At 39.2% G+C, this 22478-nt stretch carries 18 protein-coding genes, 1 tRNA gene and 1 pseudogene; 18 read left to right on the forward strand and 2 right to left on the reverse strand.

Annotated elements, in window-relative coordinates:
• Positions 1-111 precede the first annotated feature (111 nt).
• Positions 112-657 carry a hypothetical protein gene (locus A2536_06875; protein ID OGF45985.1) on the forward strand — a complete coding sequence of 182 codons (546 nt, stop codon included), beginning with the start codon at positions 112-114 and terminating at the stop codon, positions 655-657.
• Positions 658-873: 216 nt separating this feature from the next.
• On the forward strand, positions 874-1371 hold the full coding sequence (locus A2536_06880) for a hypothetical protein (protein ID OGF45986.1): 498 nt from the start codon (positions 874-876) through the stop codon (positions 1369-1371).
• Positions 1372-1532: 161 nt separating this feature from the next.
• Here the strand turns inward: A2536_06880 and A2536_06885 are convergent, their stop codons facing one another.
• Positions 1533-3149 (reverse strand): NAD+ synthase, encoded by a 1617-nt coding sequence (locus tag A2536_06885; protein OGF45987.1) that lies wholly within the window; start codon positions 3147-3149, stop codon positions 1533-1535.
• A gap of 443 nt (positions 3150-3592) precedes the next feature.
• On the opposite strand from A2536_06885, the gene A2536_06890 reads away from it, so the two are divergent.
• Positions 3593-4960, forward strand: coding sequence for a hypothetical protein (locus A2536_06890; GenBank protein OGF45988.1), 1368 nt, complete (start codon positions 3593-3595; stop codon positions 4958-4960).
• 4 nt (positions 4961-4964) lie between these two features.
• On the opposite strand, the gene A2536_06895 is transcribed toward A2536_06890, so the two are convergent.
• Entirely contained in the window at positions 4965-5609 is a 645-nt protein-coding gene (locus A2536_06895) for a hypothetical protein (protein OGF46002.1), read from the reverse strand.
• A 661-nt stretch (positions 5610-6270) separates the two neighbouring features.
• Here A2536_06895 and A2536_06900 point away from each other — a divergent pair.
• The 15 genes and pseudogenes from A2536_06900 (at position 6271) to A2536_06970 (ending at position 22410) form a co-directional block, all read left to right on the forward strand.
• Positions 6271-7746, forward strand: a complete 1476-nt coding sequence (locus A2536_06900) for a hypothetical protein (GenBank protein ID OGF45989.1) — start codon at positions 6271-6273, stop codon at positions 7744-7746.
• Between the two features lie 226 nt (positions 7747-7972).
• On the forward strand, positions 7973-10384 hold the full coding sequence (locus A2536_06905; GenBank protein ID OGF45990.1) for a hypothetical protein: 2412 nt from the start codon (positions 7973-7975) through the stop codon (positions 10382-10384).
• A 399-nt stretch (positions 10385-10783) separates the two neighbouring features.
• A tRNA-Glu gene (locus A2536_06910) sits at positions 10784-10860 on the forward strand.
• 119 nt (positions 10861-10979) lie between these two features.
• Positions 10980-11333 carry a hypothetical protein gene (locus A2536_06915; GenBank protein ID OGF45991.1) on the forward strand — a complete coding sequence of 118 codons (354 nt, stop codon included), beginning with the start codon at positions 10980-10982 and terminating at the stop codon, positions 11331-11333.
• 284 nt (positions 11334-11617) lie between these two features.
• A complete protein-coding gene (locus A2536_06920; GenBank protein OGF45992.1) occupies positions 11618-12190 on the forward strand; it encodes a hypothetical protein in 573 nt (190 codons plus the stop codon).
• A 100-nt stretch (positions 12191-12290) separates the two neighbouring features.
• A complete protein-coding gene (locus A2536_06925) occupies positions 12291-14066 on the forward strand; it encodes a phosphoenolpyruvate carboxykinase (GenBank protein ID OGF45993.1) in 1776 nt (591 codons plus the stop codon).
• 106 nt (positions 14067-14172) lie between these two features.
• The gene (locus A2536_06930; protein OGF45994.1) at positions 14173-14793 is read left to right on the forward strand and encodes a hypothetical protein; all 621 of its coding nucleotides are present in this window, start codon (positions 14173-14175) and stop codon (positions 14791-14793) included.
• Between the two features lie 36 nt (positions 14794-14829).
• A complete protein-coding gene (locus A2536_06935; GenBank protein ID OGF45995.1) occupies positions 14830-16044 on the forward strand; it encodes a hypothetical protein in 1215 nt (404 codons plus the stop codon).
• A gap of 189 nt (positions 16045-16233) precedes the next feature.
• Positions 16234-16821, forward strand: a pseudogene (locus A2536_06940) (hypothetical protein).
• Between the two features lie 90 nt (positions 16822-16911).
• Positions 16912-18759, forward strand: coding sequence for a hypothetical protein (locus tag A2536_06945; GenBank protein OGF45996.1), 1848 nt, complete (start codon positions 16912-16914; stop codon positions 18757-18759).
• Positions 18760-18926: 167 nt separating this feature from the next.
• Positions 18927-19394, forward strand: a complete 468-nt coding sequence (locus A2536_06950) for a hypothetical protein (GenBank protein OGF45997.1) — start codon at positions 18927-18929, stop codon at positions 19392-19394.
• Between the two features lie 220 nt (positions 19395-19614).
• Positions 19615-20193, forward strand: a complete 579-nt coding sequence (locus tag A2536_06955; protein ID OGF45998.1) for a hypothetical protein — start codon at positions 19615-19617, stop codon at positions 20191-20193.
• A 21-nt stretch (positions 20194-20214) separates the two neighbouring features.
• A complete protein-coding gene (locus A2536_06960) occupies positions 20215-21342 on the forward strand; it encodes a tRNA guanosine(34) transglycosylase Tgt (GenBank protein ID OGF45999.1) in 1128 nt (375 codons plus the stop codon).
• Positions 21343-21454: 112 nt separating this feature from the next.
• On the forward strand, positions 21455-21697 hold the full coding sequence (locus A2536_06965; GenBank protein ID OGF46000.1) for a 30S ribosomal protein S16: 243 nt from the start codon (positions 21455-21457) through the stop codon (positions 21695-21697).
• Positions 21697-22410, forward strand: a complete 714-nt coding sequence (locus tag A2536_06970; GenBank protein OGF46001.1) for a tRNA (guanosine(37)-N1)-methyltransferase TrmD — start codon at positions 21697-21699, stop codon at positions 22408-22410. The genes A2536_06965 and A2536_06970 overlap by 1 nt, the downstream gene beginning before the upstream one ends.
• The last annotated feature ends 68 nt before the right edge of the window (positions 22411-22478 follow it).

Consider the following 22478-nt stretch of genomic DNA (forward strand, 5'->3'; position numbering starts at 1 on the left):
GCTATTTTAAAACTTTTTATGACAAAAATGCTGCTTTTATATGAACTAAATATTTTTAAAATCGCACTTTTAACATAATTCAGCGGAACTTGGGTTAGAGAAATTTCTCGTTTGGCAAAATCATCGCTGACAAATACCGATAATTCAATGCGATTATTTGTTAAAAACGATATGTTTAGTAAGCGTGAGGCGGCAAATTCTATTTTTTTTAGGCCTAACCTTGAAAATGAGGAAATGGTGAAAGTTTTTGAGTTTTTAGAATTAGAAAGGCGTAAGGATTTCTATTCAAAGAATAAAAATATTTCAAGGTTGCTTAAGAAATATACCGATTCTATCGTGGAGCTTTCGAATAAGAGGATTCAACTCGTTGTTCTTTTTGGTTCCGTCGCCAGGGGTAAGTGGGCAAAGGGGAGTGATATTGACATATTGGCGGTACTTCCTGAAAAGGAGAAAGATATAGTTGAGATATTGAATAAGGCAAAAATTGATGTTAGCCCTCTTTTAGAGATACGGCCGATAAGCACTACAAACAAAAATTTTATAGAAGGCGTTAAAATAAAATCTGAGTTTTATGATAATCTTTGGAAAGACAGGATAATACTATATAATGAATTCATTTTTTGGCAGCTCATTAAGGAAAGTGGCGAAAGTGGGTAAAGGGGAAACAGTAAACAAAGCAGGAAAAGCAAGGAAAGCAGGGACAGGAAGTACAGTGAGAAAAGTGAATAAAGAAAAAGAAAAAAGTAGGTACGGGCGCGAGGTTCTTGGTGTAAAAAAGAGCAATTGAGCAATGGAGAATAGATTGAATCTTTAACCTATTTTCTATTATCCATTGTCGATTCTCTGCCATGAATCATGGCCAGGGGGAGTGATATGTCTGAAAATCTTGAAAAGGTGCTACAGGGATGTTTTCATTCAAAAAACGGCAGACCGAATCTTCAGGTAGTGTTGTCAAATACAAAAAATGTAAAACAACATATTGATAAGGCGCATGGAAATCTCAGAGCTATGAAACTAATGTATGAGAACGATTTGTTTGATTGGACAGTTATTTGCGGGTATTATGCAATGTATCATGCGGTATTAGCAGCCCTATACAAAATCGGAATCCGGGCAACAGCTCATTATTGTGCCATTGCGGCTTTCAAAGAATTCTATGTAAAGCGTGGCAGAGTAGAACCAAAGTATGCGATTTATATTAAACGCGCAAAACAACTTGAACAAAAATACGCGGAATTTCTGGATAAAGCCCAGGAGAATAGAGTTATAGAACAATATGGCGTGGAAGTTGTTACCAACGATGATGCAGGATGGATAATTGAAGATGCTAAAGATTTTGTCCTTAAAATTGAGGAAGTACTGGCAGAGTGAAGGCGAAAAAATGGTGAAGCTCTGAAATTTAGAGTTATGGAGGATTGTAAAGGAAAAAATGGCCGGATCTGAGTCCGGACAAAAAGCGGGGTTTTTCGGCAATCTAGTTAGAGTGTTTTTTCGTTAGCAGCGTGAGTAACGTGGGACGTTTTAACGGTATTTTAGCCCCTGTACTTATTTGATATAGGCATTCTTCTGTCTCTACCGAAGGCTTTGGGGGTTATCTTTATTCCGGGAGGGGACTGGCGGCGTTTGTATTCGCTCAAGTCAACAAGGCGGGCAACTTTTGCGACTGTTTCCGGCTTGAAACCCTTTCCCGAGATCTGCTTGCAATCAAGGTCCTCTTCAATGTAAAGTTTTAAAATAGGATCCAGCTCGGAATATTCCGGCAGAGAATCTGAATCTTTCTGGTTATCTCTTAGTTCCGCCGTCGGCGCCTTTATAAGTACATTTTCAGGTATTACCGGAGAAATTTTATTTCTGTATCTCGATATCTCATAAACCAGCATCTTCGGAACATCCTTTATTACCGCAAACCCGCCGGCCATATCGCCGTAAAGCGTTGCATAACCGGTACTCATCTCGGATTTGTTTCCGGTGGTTAGGACTATTCGGTTAAATTTATTTGACAAAGCCATCATAATATTTCCCCGGATCCTTGCCTGAAGGTTCTCTTCGGTCGTGTCCGGCTTTTTCCCTTCAAAAAACGGCGTCAGGAGGTCCAGGTACAGCTTAAAAATATCTTCTATCGGAATAATTTTAAAATTAATACCCAGGTTCTTTGCCAGGTCTTCCGCATCCTCTTTTGATTCCTTTGACGAAAACCTTGTAGGCATGAAAACGCCTGTGACATTTTCTTTACCGAGGGCATCTCTGGCTATGGCTGCCACTATTGCCGAATCAATACCTCCGGAAAGACCTATTACAACTTTTTTAAATCCGGTTTTTAAAATATAGTCACGGGTTCCGACTGTGAGCGCGGTATAGACTTCTTCTGCAAGCGGAAGTATCTTGGATATTTTTTCAGGAACTTCAGGTTTTTCCTCTTTTACGCCTAAAGGAATATCGATTATCAGGAGTTCTTCCTTAAATCCGTCCGCATGAGTCAGAATTCTCCCGTTTTTGTCAACCGCCATAGAGTAACCGTCAAAAACCAGTTCGTCCTGTCCTCCGACCATATTCGCGTATACTATATAAACCCCGTTATCTTTTGCCCGCTTTTGTATAATTTTCTCTCTTTCCAGCACCTTTCCTGCGTGATAAGGCGACGCATTTATAGTGATTATTACTTCTGCTCCGTCTGAAGCTTCCGTTTTTACAGGACCATCCTCCAGCCAGATATCTTCACATATGTTAAGCCCTATATTGACGCCTTTAATATCCGCAATAAAAGGTTTCTCCCCCTGTTTAAAATACCTCTTTTCGTCAAAAACCCCGTAATTTGGCAGGTTCATCTTATGATAGATCCCGGTGACTTTCCCGTCTGTCACAACAGCCGCGGCATTGTAAAGTTCCTTCCCGACTTTGTCAACAAAACCGATAACTGCTGATATACCCTTAACAAAAGATGATATTTCTTTGAGTGTATCAATATTATCCTTAATAAATTTTTGTTTGAGAAGTAAATCCTCGGGAGGATAACCGGGGATGGTAAGTTCCGGAAATATTGCAATATCCGCCTTTACGGCTTTGGATCTTTCAATAAATTCTTTTATCTTTGCGGCATTTCCCGCAAAATCCCCCACTGTAGTATTTATCTGGCAAGCCGCTATTCGCATTAAACATTTCCTTGTATTTCACACCATTTTGTAAATTTATAGTAGTATGTTACTCTTCTTCAGGCTTAAGCGCAAGAAAAATAAAAAGGAAAGGTTGTAATATGCCTGTCAAGCAATAGCATATATTAATATGAAAATTATAAAGACAGATGAATAGAATTTTCACATCTTGTCAGGCGGACTTCTTTCATAATCAGTGTCGACCTATGGTGAGATCTCGTCCGCTACAATGCTGTGCGAGACCTCTCGGGGGGCTAAGTGGAGAATCCATTGCATTCTCTATAATCGCCCTAACAGCTTGCTTTAACCAATGCCTCCTCCTATCATCATTCATCCGAAATTCTGTTTTGGACTTTGTGTCAATAATAGTATTGACATACTCCAATATGCGTCGTATAATGGTATCAACATGTAACAAATTCTGTAGTAAGTCGGAGGTTGTAATGTTTTATAGGAAAATATTGGATTTAATGAAGGTATGGAAAGATAAAAAACTGCGAAAACCTCTAATACTCAGAGGGGCGAGGCAGGTTGGGAAAACATCAGCAGCTTTATTATTTGGAAAAGAAAACTTCAAAGATGCAGTTTACATTAATTTGGATTCTACAGAACATTTGAGGGTTTTTAATAGAGAAATGTCTGTAGAAGAGTTCATTACGGCGGTTAGATTACATCTGCAAAAAGAGATTATTCCCGGAGAAACCTTACTCATCATAGATGAGATCCAAAATTCAACTTTGATGATAAAACTTCTTCGCGGACTTTTTGATAAGCTTCCAAAATTGCATGTGATCGCTGCAGGTTCTCTGCTGGAAGCTGTTATCGGGAGTGAGGGGTTCTCTTTTCCTGTAGGCAGAGTGGAGTTTGCATATATGTATCCTTTAGATTATTTTGAATTTCTGCGTGCAATCGGTAAAAATGAATTACATTCGGAATTATCAAAATGCCGGTTGAACGCGCCGGTGCCTCAGGTAATACATGAGGAGGCGTTAAAGTATTTTTATAAATATTCGATTGTCGGCGGCATGCCTGAAGCTGCGGCTTATTATGCGCAAAAAGGTGAAACCCTCGGACTTAAGGATATTTTCTCCTCGCTTATGACAGGATATAGTGAAGACACGCACAAATACGCTTCAGTTGCAAACTCGAAGTATGTTTCATTTATAATTGATAACGCTCCGCTTTTTGCCGGAACTACGGTGTCGTATGACAAGTTTGCCGGTTCTGCTTACAGGAGTAGAGAAATTGCGCAAGGATTTTCTGCTCTTGAAAAAGCAATGTTACTGCGTCAGGCCAGGGCTACAGCCTCCGTGGAGCTGCCGCTCCTTGAGAAGGAAAAACGCCCTAAAAAGATAATCTTTCTTGATACGGGTCTGGTAAATTACAGGATGGGAGTTACCGGAACGTATTCTGAGTTTGAAGATCTGTCTGACATATATCAGGGACGGATAGCCGAGCAGATAACAGGTCAATCTCTCCTTTCTCTTGATGATTCCGTGCAGGGGCATCTTACATACTGGGCAAGGGATAGAAAAGAGGGTTCAGCAGAAGTGGATTTTTGTTTTGCGCGGGAAAATGGAATAACAGGGATAGAGGTTAAGAAAAGCGCGGCAGGAAGTCTTCGTTCTCTTGCTGTCTTTGCCTTAAATGTAAAGAATCCGCGGCTTATACGTATTTATTCCGGATCTTTAAAGACGGAAAAGCTTATGAGTAAAGGAAAAATATTCAAGTTATTATCGGTGCCTTTTTATCTTTTACCCAGGATGAATGAAATAATGGCGTTAAGCGAAGAAAGAAAATATAACAGATGAAATATTAAGACCCTTTTTTTGAAACGATAATCCAGAGGGTTTTTAGGATGATTATTATGTCGAGGGCTATGGATCTGTGTCTGATATAGAACTCGTCGAAAAACCATTTTTCATGAGGTTTAAAATGATAATTTCCTTCCACTTGCGCAAGTCCCGTCAGACCGGGGTTTACGCTTAAACGCTCCCCCTGAAGTTCTTTATGCTGTTTTACAAAGAATGGGCGCTCGGGTCTTGGCCCGACTATGCTCATATCGCCTTTTATAACATTCCAAATCTGGGGGAGTTCATCCAGGCGTGTTCTCCTCAGGATCCTACCTGTCAGAGTTACTCTGTCATCGTTATGCTTTGCCCAGACTGGGCCTGTGTGCTTTTCTGCATCTGCAACCATACTGCGGAATTTATAAAGTATAAATATTTTTCCAAATCTTCCGACGCGTTCCTGCGCGTAGAAAGCCGGACCTTTCGAAGTTAACTTGATTACGAGAGCTATTAATATGAGGAAGGGAAAAAGAAGAAGGAAAGCTGTTATTGAGATCAAAAGGTCTAAAAAACGCTTCACTGCAAAATAAGCAGTTTTATCCTTGTTAACAAAGGCCCATTTGCTTTTGTTGTCTTTATCTAATCCTAGCAAATTCCTGTATGGTTTCAGTTTACTGTGCGGTGACATTTTTTATCCTTTTACTTCTTCAATGGACTATTAATATACTGTAAAAGATCAGGGTTGTCAATGTGTGTTTTATTACAAAAACTCTACCACTTCAAATATTCATATGATATAATGTGAAAACTGATATAAACGGTGCATTCGGATCAGACGAATGCTTTTGAGCAAAAGAAGGAAGTGAAGCAAACGAGCAAAGCGAGTCTGGCGCATTTGATATAATCCGTTATGTAGCAAAGCGGAATGATTCAATAATAATTTCCTATCGGATCAGACGAATGCAGTCAAGAACAACGATTGAATATAAGTAATTTTGAAGTTATAGTAGGCAGCAGTTAACCCATGGCGCATTCGTCTATTTGGTTAGGACATCACCCTCTCAAGGAGTTTTGAACCTATGACTGTTTGCTTCATTTTCCTAGCTTATTCTTAATCTATAAAGCTTTTCGTAAATATTCAATTGCTCCCAATTGCTCTCTTTTACCCCTGATTGCTACCGATTCTGCCACAAATCTGCCACATGGAATTTTGAAAATACACTGATACGGTTTTACCTTTATAAAGCCGGATCAATAATATATAATATTACAAATACTTGAAAAGAAATACTGTATAAAATTCCAAGTTAAAAGCTTGAAGGAATAAATTAATGAGATATGCCGTTTTTGTAAGCGCAAACCAAAAGGAGTTAAGAGACGAAAGATTTGCGATTAGCGAACTTGTAAACAGCAATGCTACTTTGCGTAATGTTTTTGACGTATTTCTTTTTGAGAATTTGCCGGCCAAAGGAAAATCTCCGACCCTGACATACCTTAAGCAAGTGGATAACAGTGATATCTATATTTGTATTATTGGAAATGAATACGGCATTAAGGGAAAAGATGGACTATCTGCTACAGAAAGAGAATTCAGGCGGTTTTTGAAGAAAAAACAAAAAGGTGAAGTGCTTTTTTTCATAAAAGGCAGCAATAAGGAGGACTCTAAAAGAGATCCGGATACACAAAAACTGCTGAAAACAATTAAAGATAATTATATTTATAAAAGATTTGGAAATGTTGACGAGCTTAAAACGCAAGTATTAAGCAGTTTTGTTTGCTGTATTGATGAAGCCGGTGCTATCAATAAAGATCCGTTTGACCAAATTGCTTGCAGTGAGTCAAAATATTCTGATATTGATGAGAATGAAGTCAGAGCCTTTTTAGAGAACAGGTCTGTTAAACTAAAAGTTAAGGTTCCCAAGATAACCATCAAAGAATTTTTATTTAAGACTCTTAAAGTTTTAAAGAAAAAAGAAGACAAATTTATTCCTACAAATACTGCCTTGCTTTTCTTTGGAAAGAATCCTGCAGATTTCATTCCTCAAAGTGAAATTAGGATTGCGAGATATGAAGGGGTTGCGCGAAGCAAATTCATTGATTCTCAACCTATAAGCGGTCCTGTTTACAAAATGTTGGAACAGGTGGAATCATTTTTTAGACGGAACACAAGAATCGCAAATAAAATTGTGGATTTTAAAAGGATTGACATTCCAGAATATCCTTATGAAGCGATAAGAGAGGCCGTGATCAATGCTATTGCGCATAGAGACTATTATCGTCGTGGCGCACCAATTATGATTTCAATATTTGATGATAGGATCGAGGTTTCAAGTCCTGGAGGTTTATTGCCCGGGTTAAATATAAAAAAGCTGGAAGGACACCATGAATCAAGGAATAAAAATATCTGCGAGATATTTCACGAAACAAAGGACATGGAAAAATACGGAACGGGCATTAACAAAATGAAAGCACTTATGAAGGCTCATGGCCTGCGGTTGCCTGAATATAAGGAAGAGAGTAATTTCTTCGTTGTGACTTTTTATGGGCCGGGAGAAAAAATACTAGATTTAGTACCTGATATACCTGAAGACAGACAAATCGACTTGAAAAAGTTGGGTTTGAATGAAAGACAAATTGAAGCGTTAAGATTTATGGTAAACGGAACAAAAAATATTACTATTGGAGATTATGCAAAGCAGTATAGTGTCAGCGTTAAAACGGCTAAACGAGATATTAAATATTTAGTAAAATCAGGGATGGTTGTTAAAATCGGATATAAAAAAGGTGCTTTTTTTAAGGCAAAGTAGGATGTCCCTAAAAACAAAAAAATGTCCCTAAAAATGTCCCTAAAAGTAGGGTATCACTATAAACTGAAAACTGGCGAATGCGGTTTTAAAGACGCTTAGAGCAATGGCACATAAGTCCCCGAAATGGCGCATAAAAAGGCACATAAGAGAAATGCAAGAAGAGGGTGTGAGCCAAATGAGCCAAAAACGAGCCAAAGCATCTTTATGTTGGAATTGAAAAAAAACAATGACTGAAAAAGAAGAACAAAACGGCTTAAAAGAAAAGATCAATAAAATAGACGAGCAAATCTCTGCTTTATCTGCTCTCCGCAAGAAATATACCGATGAATTAAATACCCTGCCGGATTGTGAGAACTTTAAGGTGTCTGAGGCTAAGTCAAGCAAGGAATTATCTCCTGAAGAAAAAATACAGCTGTTTAGAAGCTATTTCAAGGGGCGTAATGATGTATATGCGCGTCTTTGGGTTAGCAGTAATAAACAAAAGCGTGGATACAGCCCTGTTTGTAAACATGAATGGGATAGAGCATTATGCAAGAAACCTGTGATTAAATGCTCGGAATGTTCTAATAAGGAATTTAGCCCTCTTGATGAAGACGCTGTACGACGGCATCTTTTGGGGAATCAAGTAGCCGGAATATATCCAATGCTTCAGAATGAACATTGTTATTTTCTAGCAATCGATTTTGATAAAGAAGGATGGTTTGAAGATATAAAAGCATTAACAATTACCAGCAAAGAGGAAGGTATTCCTGTAGTTATAGAAAGATCACGTTCGGGATCTGGAGGGCATGTCTGGATATTTTTTGAAAAGGAACTCCCTGCTATACTAGCGAGAAAGCTTGGAAGCTATTTAATAACTATGACCATGAGCAAGCGTTATCAAATAGATATGAAGAGTTATGACCGTTTATTTCCTAATCAAGATACTATGCCAAAAGGAGGTTTTGGAAATCTTATTGCCTTGCCATTTCAAAAAGAAGCTGTAAATAATGGTAATAGTGTATTTATAGATGATGCGGGATTGCCATATCCCGACCAGTGGACTTTTTTAGCATCGATTCGCAAGATGAGTTTTGACGATGTTCAAAAGAAAGTTGATGAGGGCATAAAATCAGGTCAAATTATTAGTGTTTTGCAAAGTCAGGTTGACGAAAACGATGAACCATGGACGAGACTTCCATCCGGTAAAAGAAAATTTAAGGTTGAATTGAAAGATCTTCCGGATAGTCTTGAAGTTGTTCTTGCAAACCGTATCTATATAAAAGAGGATGCAGCTCCACCCGCCTTGTTGAATCAGCTGAAACATTTGGCAGCGTTTCAGAATCCCGAATTTTATAAAAAGCAGAAGATGCGGTTTTCAACTCATGCAACGCCGCGGGTTATTTGCTGCGCTGAAATCTCGGGAGGATATTTATCGCTTCCTAGAGGATGCATTAAAGATATTGATATTCTTCTGAAAGAACATAAAGTTAAACTCAAGGTGATTGATAAGCGTTTTAAGGGACGGAAAGTTAGTTTTAAATTCAAGGGGACACTAAATGATGAGCAGGAAAATGCGATCAAATACATGCTTTCCTCGGATTTTGGAGTACTTGTTGCTCCTCCAGGTTCCGGTAAAACAGTATTGGCTGTGGCTGCAATGGCAAAGAGAAATACAAATATTCTGATCTTGGTCCATCGTAAGCCGATTATGGATCAATGGCGTCTGCAAATATCAGCATTGCTGGGAATAGATAAAAAGAAAATTGGTCAAATTGGCGGCGGGAAAAATAAATCTACAGGGGTAATTGATATTGCAATGGTTCAAAGTCTTGATAATGATAAAAAAGTTGATGATAGGGTTGCCGATTATGGTTTTGTTATTGTTGACGAATGCCATCATGTCAGTGCTTTTTCATTTGAAAAAGTCTTGACACAGGCAAAAGCGAAGTATGTCCTCGGGCTTACCGCAACACCTTATCGTAGAGATGGTCATCAGCCAATTATTTATATGCAGTGTGGCCCTATCTGCCACCAAATCAAGCAAAAAGACTCCTCATATCATTTATCGGAATCTAAAGTCTTAGCGAGAAAAACATCTTTTTCATATGCATGGAATGATAATTCTAAAATCCATGATGTTCTAATAGCGCTGGTAAGCGATGAGCAGAGAAATAGATTGATTGTTGATGATATTGTAAAGGCTCTAAATGAGGGACGGTTTCCTCTGGTTCTTACAGAACGCCGGGAACATTTGGAGCGATTATTAGAAATGCTGAAAGGAAAAGCAGATTATATTTCAGTTTTACAAGGAGGAATGGGTAAGAAAAAGGCGAAGGAAGTATTTGAAAAATTAAAGGAATTCCCGGAAAATTGCAGGAAGATAATCCTTGCCACAGGTTCATATATCGGTGAGGGATTTGACGAGCCAAGACTGGACACATTATTTCTGACAATGCCAAGTTCGTTCAAGGGTAAGATAGTTCAATATACGGGAAGGTTGCATAGGTATCACAAAGAAAAGAAAAACATTCATATCTACGACTATGTAGATTTGAACGTGTCTATGTTGGATAGAATGTTTCAAAGAAGAATGAAGACCTATAAGATGCTTGATTATACTATTCATACCGAAGCTGAGGCCGAAAACTTACTATAAGCAAGAGACGTAAGTTCTGTTGAAGCTTTCAATTCTGATATGTGGAAAAGTCCCACGTATTTTGTCAAAAATGGAAAAAAATATCCAAGTTATAACAAAAGATACGATATGCTTTGGGTGACCTTACCCCTGAAAACTGTACCTGCTTGAAAGTGAATTAGTAATAGATGAGGGCCCCCAAAAAACTAGACCACGTCCAAGGTTACGCCATCACCCTTCCAGGGTGTTTAAATCAAAATGTGTCTTCGTGTGTCTTAATGTTTCTCTTAATATAAAAGGCTTTTTAAAATTCTAAAGTTACAGTTTTTTCTAGATTTATGCTCTTGTCTGCCACAAAACATTAAGTCTGAAAAATAAAATCTTCACCTTCAAAACTCTTTGTGATATAATGTTTTAAAAGGCGCATTCGTCTATTTGGTTAGGACATCACCCTCTCAAGGTGGAGATGACGGGTTCGAATCCCGTATGCGCCACCAAAAATATTTGAATCCTCCGCCAAAAAGATTGGTGGACACGCGTATGCGCCACCAGACTACGCAGAAGTTTCGTTTTGAGGGTCAATTGAAATAATAGCTGTCACCAAAGGAACTCAATTATGACAAAAGGGCAGATAGAAGCACAAATATCGGAAGCGATAATTAAATTTGAAAAGGAATATATGGGGCGGGGGCCTGTAGAAACCAGAACTTTTATTATTGAAGATTTAATTATTGTACGCCTAAAAGGGGTGCTGACTCTGGCGGAAGAACAGCTTACGAAAACAAAAGACGGGGCGGAACTGATTAAGAGAACCAGAGCACTTCTTATAGAAGAAGGAAAGACACTACTTTCTGATATGATAAACAAGATAACAGGAATTAAAGTTGTAAGTTTGCATACCGATGTTTCAACAAAAACCGGCGAGCGCATTATTGTTTTCACTCTGGAAAAGAAATACGAAGTTTTGTAGTTGCTTGATTTATCGAGCCGTAGCGCCTGATTAATCAGGCAACTACAAATAATTGTCAGAGTAACTATTTGACATATAGTGATTGATTGTGTATAATTACTTTCGGAAGATTTGACGGGTTTCCAAAAGGGAAGCCGGATAATAAGCCAACTAAGCTCAAATAGAGCGCGGTTGGCTTTTCTTTTTTTAGTGCTCAAATTCGACTTACTATAATTTAATAGATATTGTCGTCCGCCAGTATTTTTGGAGGATAGAGATTAGTTATTGTTTTTCATGGGGGTTTTATGGAAAAAAAGAGAAAGACGAAGATTGCATCACCAAAAGTGGCAAAGTCGTCGTACTTAAGCCCATCAGCGCTTGTGACGGGAAATGTTTTTATCGGTGGTGATGTCTTTGTCGGACCGCATGCGGTTATCAGGGCGGACGAGCCGGGAAGCGAAGTTAGCATTGAAAAAGGCTGCAATATTCAGGATGGGGTAATAGTGCATGCGCTAAAAAATACTAAAGTAAAGATTGGAAAGCATACTTCGCTTACACATGGCTGCATGATACACGGACCTTGCAGGCTTGGCAAAGATGTTTTTATAGGGTTTAGATCTGTCATATTTGATTCTGATATCGGGAATAATTCTGTCGTTAAGAATATGTGCCATATTGAAGGGGTGGACGTCCCGGCAGGCCGTACCGTTCCCTCTTGCAGCAATATCGACCTTAATAATGCTTCTTTGATACTTGTTGAGACCAGTGCGAAAGAAAAGAAATTCTCCAGGTCTATTGTGAGAGTAAATAAATATCTTATTAAGGCTTATAAAGGAAGGAAAATAAAAACCGCAAAGACTCACGCACAGCATTTTTGAAATATTTTAACAAAATCTTGACAATGTGATTGATTGCCTGTAAAATACTTCACAAACACAGGAACATTAGATTGCAGGCCTATGCACGGAGGAAAATAAGTTGGCAACACCGCTTGAAAAGTGGATAGTAGAGATAGCAGAACTTACAAAACCTGACAAGGTTCACTGGTGCGACGGCTCTGAAAAAGAAGCCAGGGAACTTGTAAAAATTGGGATTGAAAAAGAAAAACTTAACGGGCATCAAGTATTTACGGAATTAAATAAAGAAACCTACCCTGACAGTTATCTTCATAGAAGCCATCCAAATGATGTTGCGCGTTCGGAGAATCTTACTTTTATATGTCATTCCGATAAGGAAATGACAGGGCCAAATAATAACTGGATGGAGCCAAAAGAAGCTAAAGCCAAGATGAATGCTTTATTTTCCGGCTGTATGAAAGGAAAGACGATGTACGTCCTTCCATATATGATGGGTCATCCGGATTCACCCTATGCCAAGGCCTGCGTTCAGGTTACTGATTCTGTTTATGTCGCTGTTTGCATGAGAATAATGACAAGGCTTTCTAAAAAAGTCATAGAAAAAATAGGAAATTCTGATAAGTTTGTAAAAGGAATTCATTCTGTCGGTGAGCTTGACCCGAACAGAAGGTTCATTATGCATTTTCCTGAAGAGGGATTGGTCATGTCGTACGGCTCGGGCTATGGCGGAAATGCACTTCTCGGAAAAAAATGTTTTTCACTCAGGATTGCCTCGTATCTGGGGCTTCAAGAAGGCTGGCTTGCCGAGCATATGATAATAATGGGAATAGAAGATCCCAAAGGCAAGGTTTCTTATATAGTGGCCGCGCTTCCCTCTGCGTGCGGCAAGACAAATCTCGCGATGATGCAGTCGACACTTCCTGGTTATAGGATATGGACACTTGGTGATGATATTGCCTGGATTAATGTAGGTTCTGACGGAAGGCTTTACGCAATCAATCCCGAATACGGGTTCTTTGGCGTGGCTTCCGGGACCTCCATGAAGACAAATCCAAATATGATGAAAACCCTCCGTGCTAATAAATTCTATCCTACACTTTATACAAATGTAGGTATTGATACTGATAAGAATGAGCCGTGGTGGGAAGGCATGAGCGATATTGTCCCGAAAAATATCCTTGATTGGCAGGGTAATAAGTATGACGGGAAGTCAACAGCCGCGCACGCCAATTCAAGATTTACAGTATCCGTGAAGAATTGCGAGACACTTTCTCCTGAATTTGACAATCCGAAGGGTGTTCCGATCTCTGCGATTATATTCGGAGGAAGGCGAAGCTCGCTTATTCCTCTTGTATTTGAGAGCAAATCCTGGGAACACGGAGTATTTTCCGGTTCGATCATGGGTTCTGAGACCACCTCCGCAGCCATAGGCAAAGCAGGAGTTTTAAGAAGGGATCCGATGGCTATGCTTCCTTTTTGCGGTTATAATATGGGAGATTATTTCTCTCACTGGCTGGATATAGGAAATAAGATGAAAAATGCCCCGAAGATATTCTTCGTTAACTGGTTCCGTACCAATGAACAGGGCAAATTTATGTGGCCGGGTTTTGGCGAGAATATCCGGATAATGAAATGGATCCTGGAAAGGGTTGATGGCAATGGCAAAACGACAAAAACCCCGATAGGTAATGTTCCTGACGTTAACGGTTTTGATATGAGCGGATTGAATGTCTCCAAGGCGGATATGGAAAAGTTGTTTGCCGTAAATATTAAAGAATGGGGAGAGGAATTAAAAAGTATCGGCGAATACTACGAAAAGTTTGGCGCCAAAATGCCGAAGGAACTGCTGGCGGAGTATGAGGCGATGGTAGCAGAGTACAAGAAGAGTAATAACTAAGGTTAAAGCACTAAGCACTAAACAAAAAGAAAATATTTAATAACTAATCAATAAGCAAGATCCACAAGGGCGGAAGGGTAAAAAATGTTTCTGTCCTTTCTTTTTTATGGTAAAATACGATATGAGAACAATATCTGCTATACTTCTAATCTTACTTTCTGTTTGTAATTTGATGGAGGGATCTATTCCGTCCAGGCCAAAAGAACCAGCGTCTCCGGAAATTATAATTACCGATGAAACCTTTGTCTTAAATATTGAAGAAAAATATATGAGTTTTAAAGGTAAATATACTTTTTACAGTACATTTCTTCGGGATATAAAGACAAAAGTCAGTTTTCCGTTTTACACTGACGCGGCTCATCCCTTTCCGAAAAATATAAGCATGTCTAATCTTACGTTTACTCTTCCAAAAAGTGAGATTTTTAAGTTCGAAAAGGATTTTATTGAATACTCTATGATTTTCAAGGCAAAAGGTGAAACTTTGCAGTCGGTAACTTACATGCAAGAGCATAAGAATAATAAAGCCATATATTTATTTACGGCAAATGACTTAAAAAAACCTTTAAAAACACTTAAAGTATTTATCTATGTCCCGAAAAACTTTAAGAAAGTTAAAATTAACTACAAGACAAAAACGCCGAAAGAAAAAAACAACTATATACTGTACACAATTGAAGAGAAAAATATTATTCCTGATAAAAATCTTATCGTGGAATGGGAGAAGTAAGAGGATGATGCATAAAAAAAGACGATCAAAGCACAGATGAAACGCAGGAAACTGACCAAGACACATAACTTTGAATACAAGTACCCGCTTATTTCGAAGCAGTGGAATTACAAAAAAAATATCGATATAATGCCCTCAATGATAACGCCGGGATCAGAGCGGAAAATCTGGTGGATTTGCAAAAAAGGTCATGAGTGGCAAACAGCGCCATATAACAGGACTAACGGCAAAGGCTGTCCTTTTTGTGCCAATCAAAAAACAGCGAGTGATAACAACCTTAAAACACTTAGGCCGGGAATTGCAAAAGAATGGAGTTATGAAAAAAATGATAAACTCAAACCAAAGGATGTTGTACCCGGTTCAGGAATTAAAGTATGGTGGAAGTGCACTAAAGGGCACGAATGGGAAACTAGGGTTACTAACAGGCTCAAAGGCACGGGCTGTCCGTATTGCGGTGGAAGAAAAATACATAATGATAATTGTCTTGCTGTAAACTCCCCAAAGCTTGCGTTGCAATGGAATTATAAAAAAAATACAGGCCTTACCCCTTATGATGTGATGCCGGGCTCGAACAAGAGAGTCTGGTGGAAGTGCAGCAAGAGACATGAATGGAAAACCTCGGTATTGAACAGAAAAAGTAACGACTGTCCCTACTGTCAGGGCAGTAAAGTGTGTGATGATAACTGTCTTCAAACTTTAAAGCCTGAACTTGCGGCAGAATGGCACTCTTCAAAAAATGGAAGCTTAAATCCAAAGGATGTTACAACCGGATCAAGAAGAAAAGTATGGTGGCAATGTAAAAAAGGACATGAGTGGCCGACCTCGGTTTGCGGCCGGTCGAAAGGCTATGGATGTCCTTACTGTGCGTCTCGATGTGTTTGTCTGGACAATTGTCTTGCAACATTGAATCCAAAAGTAGCAAAAGAATGGCATCCGACAAGAAATGGAAAATTAACTCCTTATAATGTAACAGTCGGATCAGGAAAAAAAGTATGGTGGATTTGTGAACTGGGACATACATGGAAAACGGCTGTGCATAACAGGAAAAGAACAGGCTGCAGGGACTGTTCTTATTCTCTCCGAGCTGCACTTCGAAGCCGCGGTGGTTCCGTCGGGAGAGGTATAGCCGGAGAACTGACAAATAAACTGCGACGAAGAACAAAACAAAAATCAAAATATCTCACAGAAAAAAGTATAAACTATCCTTTTAAAAAACTTCCAAAAATGAAAATATTTGACAAAGAAAAGTAAATCCGCCAAAAAGCGTCAGCGGACGGGCAAAAACCTTTCTGTCCTTTTTTTTCTTTTTTTTAATTCTGGGACAGGCACGTGCCTGTCCCACTTTTTTCGAGCGCACCTGATAAATCAGGGTAATTTCTTTGTTTTCGGAATGTGTTTGTGATAAAATTAAGGCATATCAAGACTCAAGGGGGCAGCACAATGAATGACAAAGAAGCTTTGTTCAGTTTAATCGGGGAAAAAGTTTTCAGGATACGCGGGTATTTGGTAATGCTGGATAGAGATTTGGCCGGATTGTATGGAGTGGAAACAAAAAGGCTAAATGAGTCGGTAAGAAGGCATATTAAAAGATTTGATAACGAAGATACCATGTTTCAAATAACACAGCTGGAATATAGCGAAGCTTCAAGGTCGCAATTTGCGACCTTGAAGAGAGGCGAAAACATCAAATATATGCCTTATGCTTTTACTGAATTAGGTATAGCGAAACTTTAAAGTATTTTAGAAAGCGATATTGCAATACGGGTAAATGACCAGATCATGCGGTGTTTTATTGCGACGAGAAAGCTTGAATCGAAAAATGATGATTTTAGAAAGTATGTTGAAGCTAATTTTAAATTCATCCATGAAAAACTGAAGAAAACCGACGTCAGCATTGAAGCAATCTTTTCGCTATTAGACAGCTATCAAAGTCACAAGAAAATACCTTACAAAACAACCGGTAAAATAGGTTTTAAAAAAAACAAAGACAAGGCGAAGCAGTTGAAAGCAAAGGCAAAGAATAAATAAAAAACGGTTATATTTTGAATATGATACGAGAGAAAAACATTATTCACGATAAAAGTTTCATCAATGAAGATGAATGGGAGAAAAAATAGTATGTTGCTCGGAAAAAATAATCAGAAAGATAGATATGCTAAACTTGACAAGATAAAAATATGGCACCCGACGAAAAATGGAAAATTGAAACCGGCTGATTTTCCCGGAGTAACCTGGAAAAAGGTTTGGTGGATATGTAAAAAGGGGCACGAGTGGCAGGCTAAAGAATATAAAAACGTAAAGATAGGGTGTCCCTATTGCGCAGGAAAGAAGGTGTGCGGAGATAATTCTCTTGCTGCAGTAAACCCAGAACTGGCGAAAGAATGGAGCTATAAAAAGAATGCGGGGTTGACACCGCACGATGTAACTTCCGGAACTGAAAAAAAAGTATGGTGGAAGTGCAAGAGAAAACATGAGTGGAAAGCATCTGTTAATAAAAGGAATAGGGGAAGCGGCTGTCATTATTGCTCTAGCAGAAGGATCTGCAAAGATAATTCACTTGCTGCAAAAAATCCAAAACTTGCAAAAGAATGGCACCCAATAAAAAATGAAAACCTGAAGCCGGAAAATGTATTTGCTACTACAAAAAGGTATTTCTGGTGGCGGTGCAAAAAAGGTCATGAATGGAGAGCAAAATGTAGTAGTCGAAGTGAAGGATACGGATGTCCTTATTGCGGTGGTGGAAAAATTTGCAATGAGAATTCCCTTTCTGCGACAAATCCAAGACTTGCAAAAGAATGGCACCCGACAATGAATGGTGCCTTGACTTCCAAGGATGTTTTTGCTAATACGAAAAAGTTTATCTGGTGGCGATGCAAAAAAGGTCATGAATGGAGAGCAACAGGCATAAGCAGAAATAGCGGAAACCTCTGTCCCTTCTGCTCAGGTCGGAAGGTCTGCGATGATAATTGCCTTGCTACAATAAATCCAAATCTTGCAAAAGAATGGCATTCAACAAGAAACGGAAATTTAACTCCTGGAAAAGTAACACTAGGCTCTCCGGTCAAAGCATGGTGGAAATGCAAAAAAGGTCATGAATGGCAGGCTGTTATTAACAGAAGAAACAGAGGTAATAAATGTCCTTATTGCAGTCATCTGTATGTATCTTCAGAATTCTCTCTTTTAACCATAAAGCCGAAACTTGCGAAGGAATGGCATCCGACAAAGAACGGGAAATTGAAACCATCCGGAGTTACATCAAAATCTGGACGTAAGGTCTGGTGGATGTGCAAAAAAGGACACGAGTGGAAAACGGCTATAAGCAGTAGAAAAGAAGGCTCAAAATGCTCTATTTGTTGTAATAGAAAAGTATCAGCGGTAACATCTCTCTTGGCGTTAAATCCAAAACTGGCAAAGGAATGGCATCCGACGAGAAATGGAGAGCTTCTACCGGAAAATGTTGTTCCCGGGACAAGTAGAAAAGCATGGTGGATATGTAAGCACGGACATGAATGGCAAGCGATTGTAGTAAGCAGAAATAAAGGACATGGCTGTCCTTATTGTTCGGGTGTTAAGGCCTCTATGGAAAATTGCCTTGCTGCAAAGAATCCAAGGCTGGCTAAAGAATGGCATCCGACGAAAAACGGAAAATTGACGCCTGAAGATGTTCTTCCGGGCTCAAATAAAAAAATTTGGTGGATTTGCGAGCTTGGGCATGTTTGGATGAGAGAAGTCATTTATAGAAAAAACAGAGGCTGCCCGGAATGTGCATACGCATTAAAAGAAGCGTTAAAAAGTCGCGGCGGTTCGGTCGGCGGGGGTGTTGCCGGAGAGCTTACAAATAAACTGCGAAGAAAAACCAAACAAAAATCAAAATATTTTACTGAAAAAAGTATTAACTATCCTTTTGAAAAGCTTCCAAAAATGAAAATATTCGACAAGAAAAGTAAATCCGCCAAAAAGTGTTAGCGGACGGGCAAAAACCTTTCTGTCCTTTTTCTTTTGTAGTTGCTCGATTTATCGAGCGTGCCTGATTAATCAGGCAACTACAATTATCAAAATCAGGGTAATTTCTTTGTTTTCGTAATGTGTTTGTGATAAAATCAAGGTATCTCAAGACTCAAGGGGGCAGCACAATGAATGACAAAGAAGCTTTGTTTAATTTGATAGAGGAAAAAGTATTTCGGGTTAGAGGGCAGTTAGTAATGCTGGACAGGGATTTGGCCGGATTGTATGGAGTGGAAACAAAAAGGCTAAATGAGTCGGTAAGAAGGCATATTAAAAGATTTGATAACGAAGATACCATGTTTCAATTAAACCAACAAGAGAAAACAGAGGTGGTCGCAAATTGCGACCACCTCAAAGAACTGAAGTATTCATACCAATTGCCCTATGCTTTTACGGAATTAGGTATAGCAAAGCTTTCAAGTATTTTAGAAAGTGACATTGCAATACGGGTAAATGACCAGATCATGCGGTATTTTATCGAGGCGAGAAAGCCGATGGGTAGAAATGATGCTTGGACGGTTGGATGGTTTGATGTTTGGCAAGAGCGAAAATACAGCAGTTTTCTAAGGTGCCAATTTGGCACCTTAGGATTTTGATGTTTCAGGTTGTCGAACGTGGAACAAAAGATCAGATTGTTTCGACAGTGTCGCAACAATTGGTATGCGAAACACAATGAGATTATCAAGTGCGACGCTATCGCTTGTTATGGTAGAATAGGACGGAAGTTTGTCCGCCTTTAGGCGAGACCTCGTCAAAAATGAATTTGACGGGGAGGTTTAGCAAAAAACGAAAAAGAATAGGAAGCAAGGTGGAATAATGAAGAAAATATTATTGATTCTTATGATGCTTCTGATGGTCGCCGGCTGCGGACCTACAGGTTCCCTAAAATATAAAAGAAGCAAAACCATGATTTTCAAAGCAAAACAACTGGACGCCGAGGGATTGAAAGCATTGAAATATGGGGATAAAATATGTTTTCTTGTGAAAATATGGGATGATATATATTTATGGGTTCTAGCGGATGGATATGCGAGCGTTGACAAGAATAAGGTTTACAATTATTATATAACTTTAAAAAAAGGAGATAATGTAGATCTAAAAAAAGATCTTGGCTTTTTAAAGGTCTTAAATGCACCAAACCATGGACCAAGTGCTGATGGTGTATTTGCATGGCACTATGATGAAGGGGTAAATGCGTTACCGTTTCTTGGGGTAGTGAATGGCAAAAGAGAAGAGTTCAGGAATGTTGAATTTGAAAAATATAATATGACTATAAAAGTAAAAGATTTTGACATTGAAAAGTTAGAGTATGTAGATAAGTGGGATGGCAAAAAACAAAATCTTTCTTTTTTCAAGAAAATAGAAATGGAAATAACCGTAAGCGAATTGCGATAATTTTTAGATAAAAAGGACACAATGAATTTTAAACTGCTTAAAAAAGAAAAACATACTAAAGCGCGGCATGGGATTATTAGTACTCCTCACGGGGATCTTGAGACGCCGGTGTTTATGCCTGTCGGAACTACCGGGACTGTTAAGGCGATGACTATGCGGGATATGAAGGAGATAGGGACTGAGATTATGCTTGGGAATACTTATCATCTTTATTTGAGGCCGGGGATGGATGTTATAAAAAATGCGGGGGGACTTCATAAATTTATCGGGTGGGACAGACCGCTCCTTACCGATTCCGGCGGGTTTCAGGTGTTTTCTTTGAAGGGACTTCGCAAGGTAACAGAAGAAGGGGTGTTATTTCAGTCGTTTCTGGACGGGTCGGAGCATATGTTCACTCCGGAAAAAGTTATGGAGATAGAAAATACGCTCGGCGCGGATATTATTATGACGTTTGATGAGTGCGTGTCTAATCCTTGCGAGAAAGAGTATGCGGTAAAAGCACTGGCGAGAACTACAGATTGGGCGAAGAGGTGCCGTAATGCGCATGACAGTAAAGACAGGGCGCTCTTTGGAATTATTCAGGGGAGTGTTTTTGAAGATCTAAGAATAAGAAGCGCGAAGGAAATTACGGGGATTGATTTTGACGGTTATGCTATCGGCGGGCTTTCTGTCGGTGAAAGCAAAGACTTGATGTATGGCATGGTGGATGTCGTAGAGCCGTTCATGCCTGAAAATAAGCCGAGGTATTTAATGGGGGTCGGAACCCCGGAAGACATCTGGGCAGCTGTGGAACGGGGCGTGGATATGTTTGATTGCGTTATGCCTACCCGGATTGCCCGAAACGGGTCGATATACACTAGCGGTGGTAGAATTATTATCCGTAATTCTATATATAGTAATGATTTGTCGCCACTGGACCCGGAATGTGATTGTTATACCTGTAAAAACTTCACAAAATCGTATTTAAGGCACCTTATAAACATGGGAGAATACACGGCAAAGCAACTGAATACTTTACATAACCTCGCATTTATGATAAAATTACTAGCTACTATTAAAACAGCTATTAAAGAAGATCGCTTCCTTGAAGCCAAGGATGCTTTCTTTAAAAAATACGAAAGCAGCAAGGAAAGCAAAGACAGTAAGTGAAGCAAGTGCAGAAAGCGCAGTAGAAGAAGTAAAGGAAGTAAAAAAGGTTTGTATCAGTGGAATCCTGAAGCCTTGTAATCAGTGGAATCTATTTCGTAGGAGGAGTTATTAAATGTCTACAGTGATCAGAATGGTAAGAACGGGAACGACTAAGAAACCGAGGTATAGAATTGTTGTTGCCGACCACAGGTTCCCGAGAGACGGAAGGAATATAGAAATACTTGGAAGCTACAACCCGTTTGACAGAGTGAAAGGTTTGATAATCGACAGGGTGAAAGTTGACGAGTGGGTAAAAAAAGGCGCGAGACTGTCTAACACCGTATTAAAGCTTCTTAAGAATACTAAAACAGCTTAATGCATGTCGACATAATTACAATATTCCCTTCAATGTTTGACTCGGTGCTTGGTTCAAGCATTCTTAAAAGGGCCATAGAAAAAGGGAAGTTGGAAGTAACGGTACATAATTTAAGAGATTACGCGGAAGATAAACACAATACTACCGATGACGCACCGTACGGCGGCGGGGCGGGAATGGTGATGAAGGTAGAGCCGATCGCGAAGTGCTTAAAGAATGTAGAAAAAAAGAAAAAAGGTTTTAAGATCCTTTTAACGCCGGCGGGTAAAAAGTTTGACCAGGATATGGCAAAAAAATTAGCCAGAAAAAAGAATCTGATTTTTGTTTGCGGGCATTATGAAGGGTTTGACGAGAGGGTTAAGGATTATATCGACGAAGAAGTTTCAATCGGAGATTATGTCCTGACCGGCGGGGAAATACCGGCGATGCTTATTGTTGACGCCGTTATGAGGCTCCTTCCGGGAGTGCTGGGGAATAAAGAGTCTGCTAAAAACGAGTCGTTTATGGAAGGCTTACTTGACTACCCGCATTACACACGCCCTGCAGATTATAAGGGAAAAAAAGTACCGGAAGTACTTCTTTCGGGTAATCACGAAAAGATTGCCAAGTGGAGAAGAGAAGAATCGCTAAAACTGACAAAAGAAAAAAGACCGGACCTGCTTGCGAAAGCGAACAAGTTGAGCAAAGGTGTATATATCTCTGTTCTTTGTTAAAATTTTAGGCAGAAATCTTGAAAGAATCGTGTAATTTGGCATACTTTTTGAAATCAACAGGATGATTA

It is taken from the genome of Candidatus Firestonebacteria bacterium RIFOXYD2_FULL_39_29, assembly GCA_001778375.1.
In the GTDB taxonomy this organism is placed as follows: domain Bacteria; phylum Oederibacteriota; class D2-FULL-39-29; order D2-FULL-39-29; family D2-FULL-39-29; genus D2-FULL-39-29.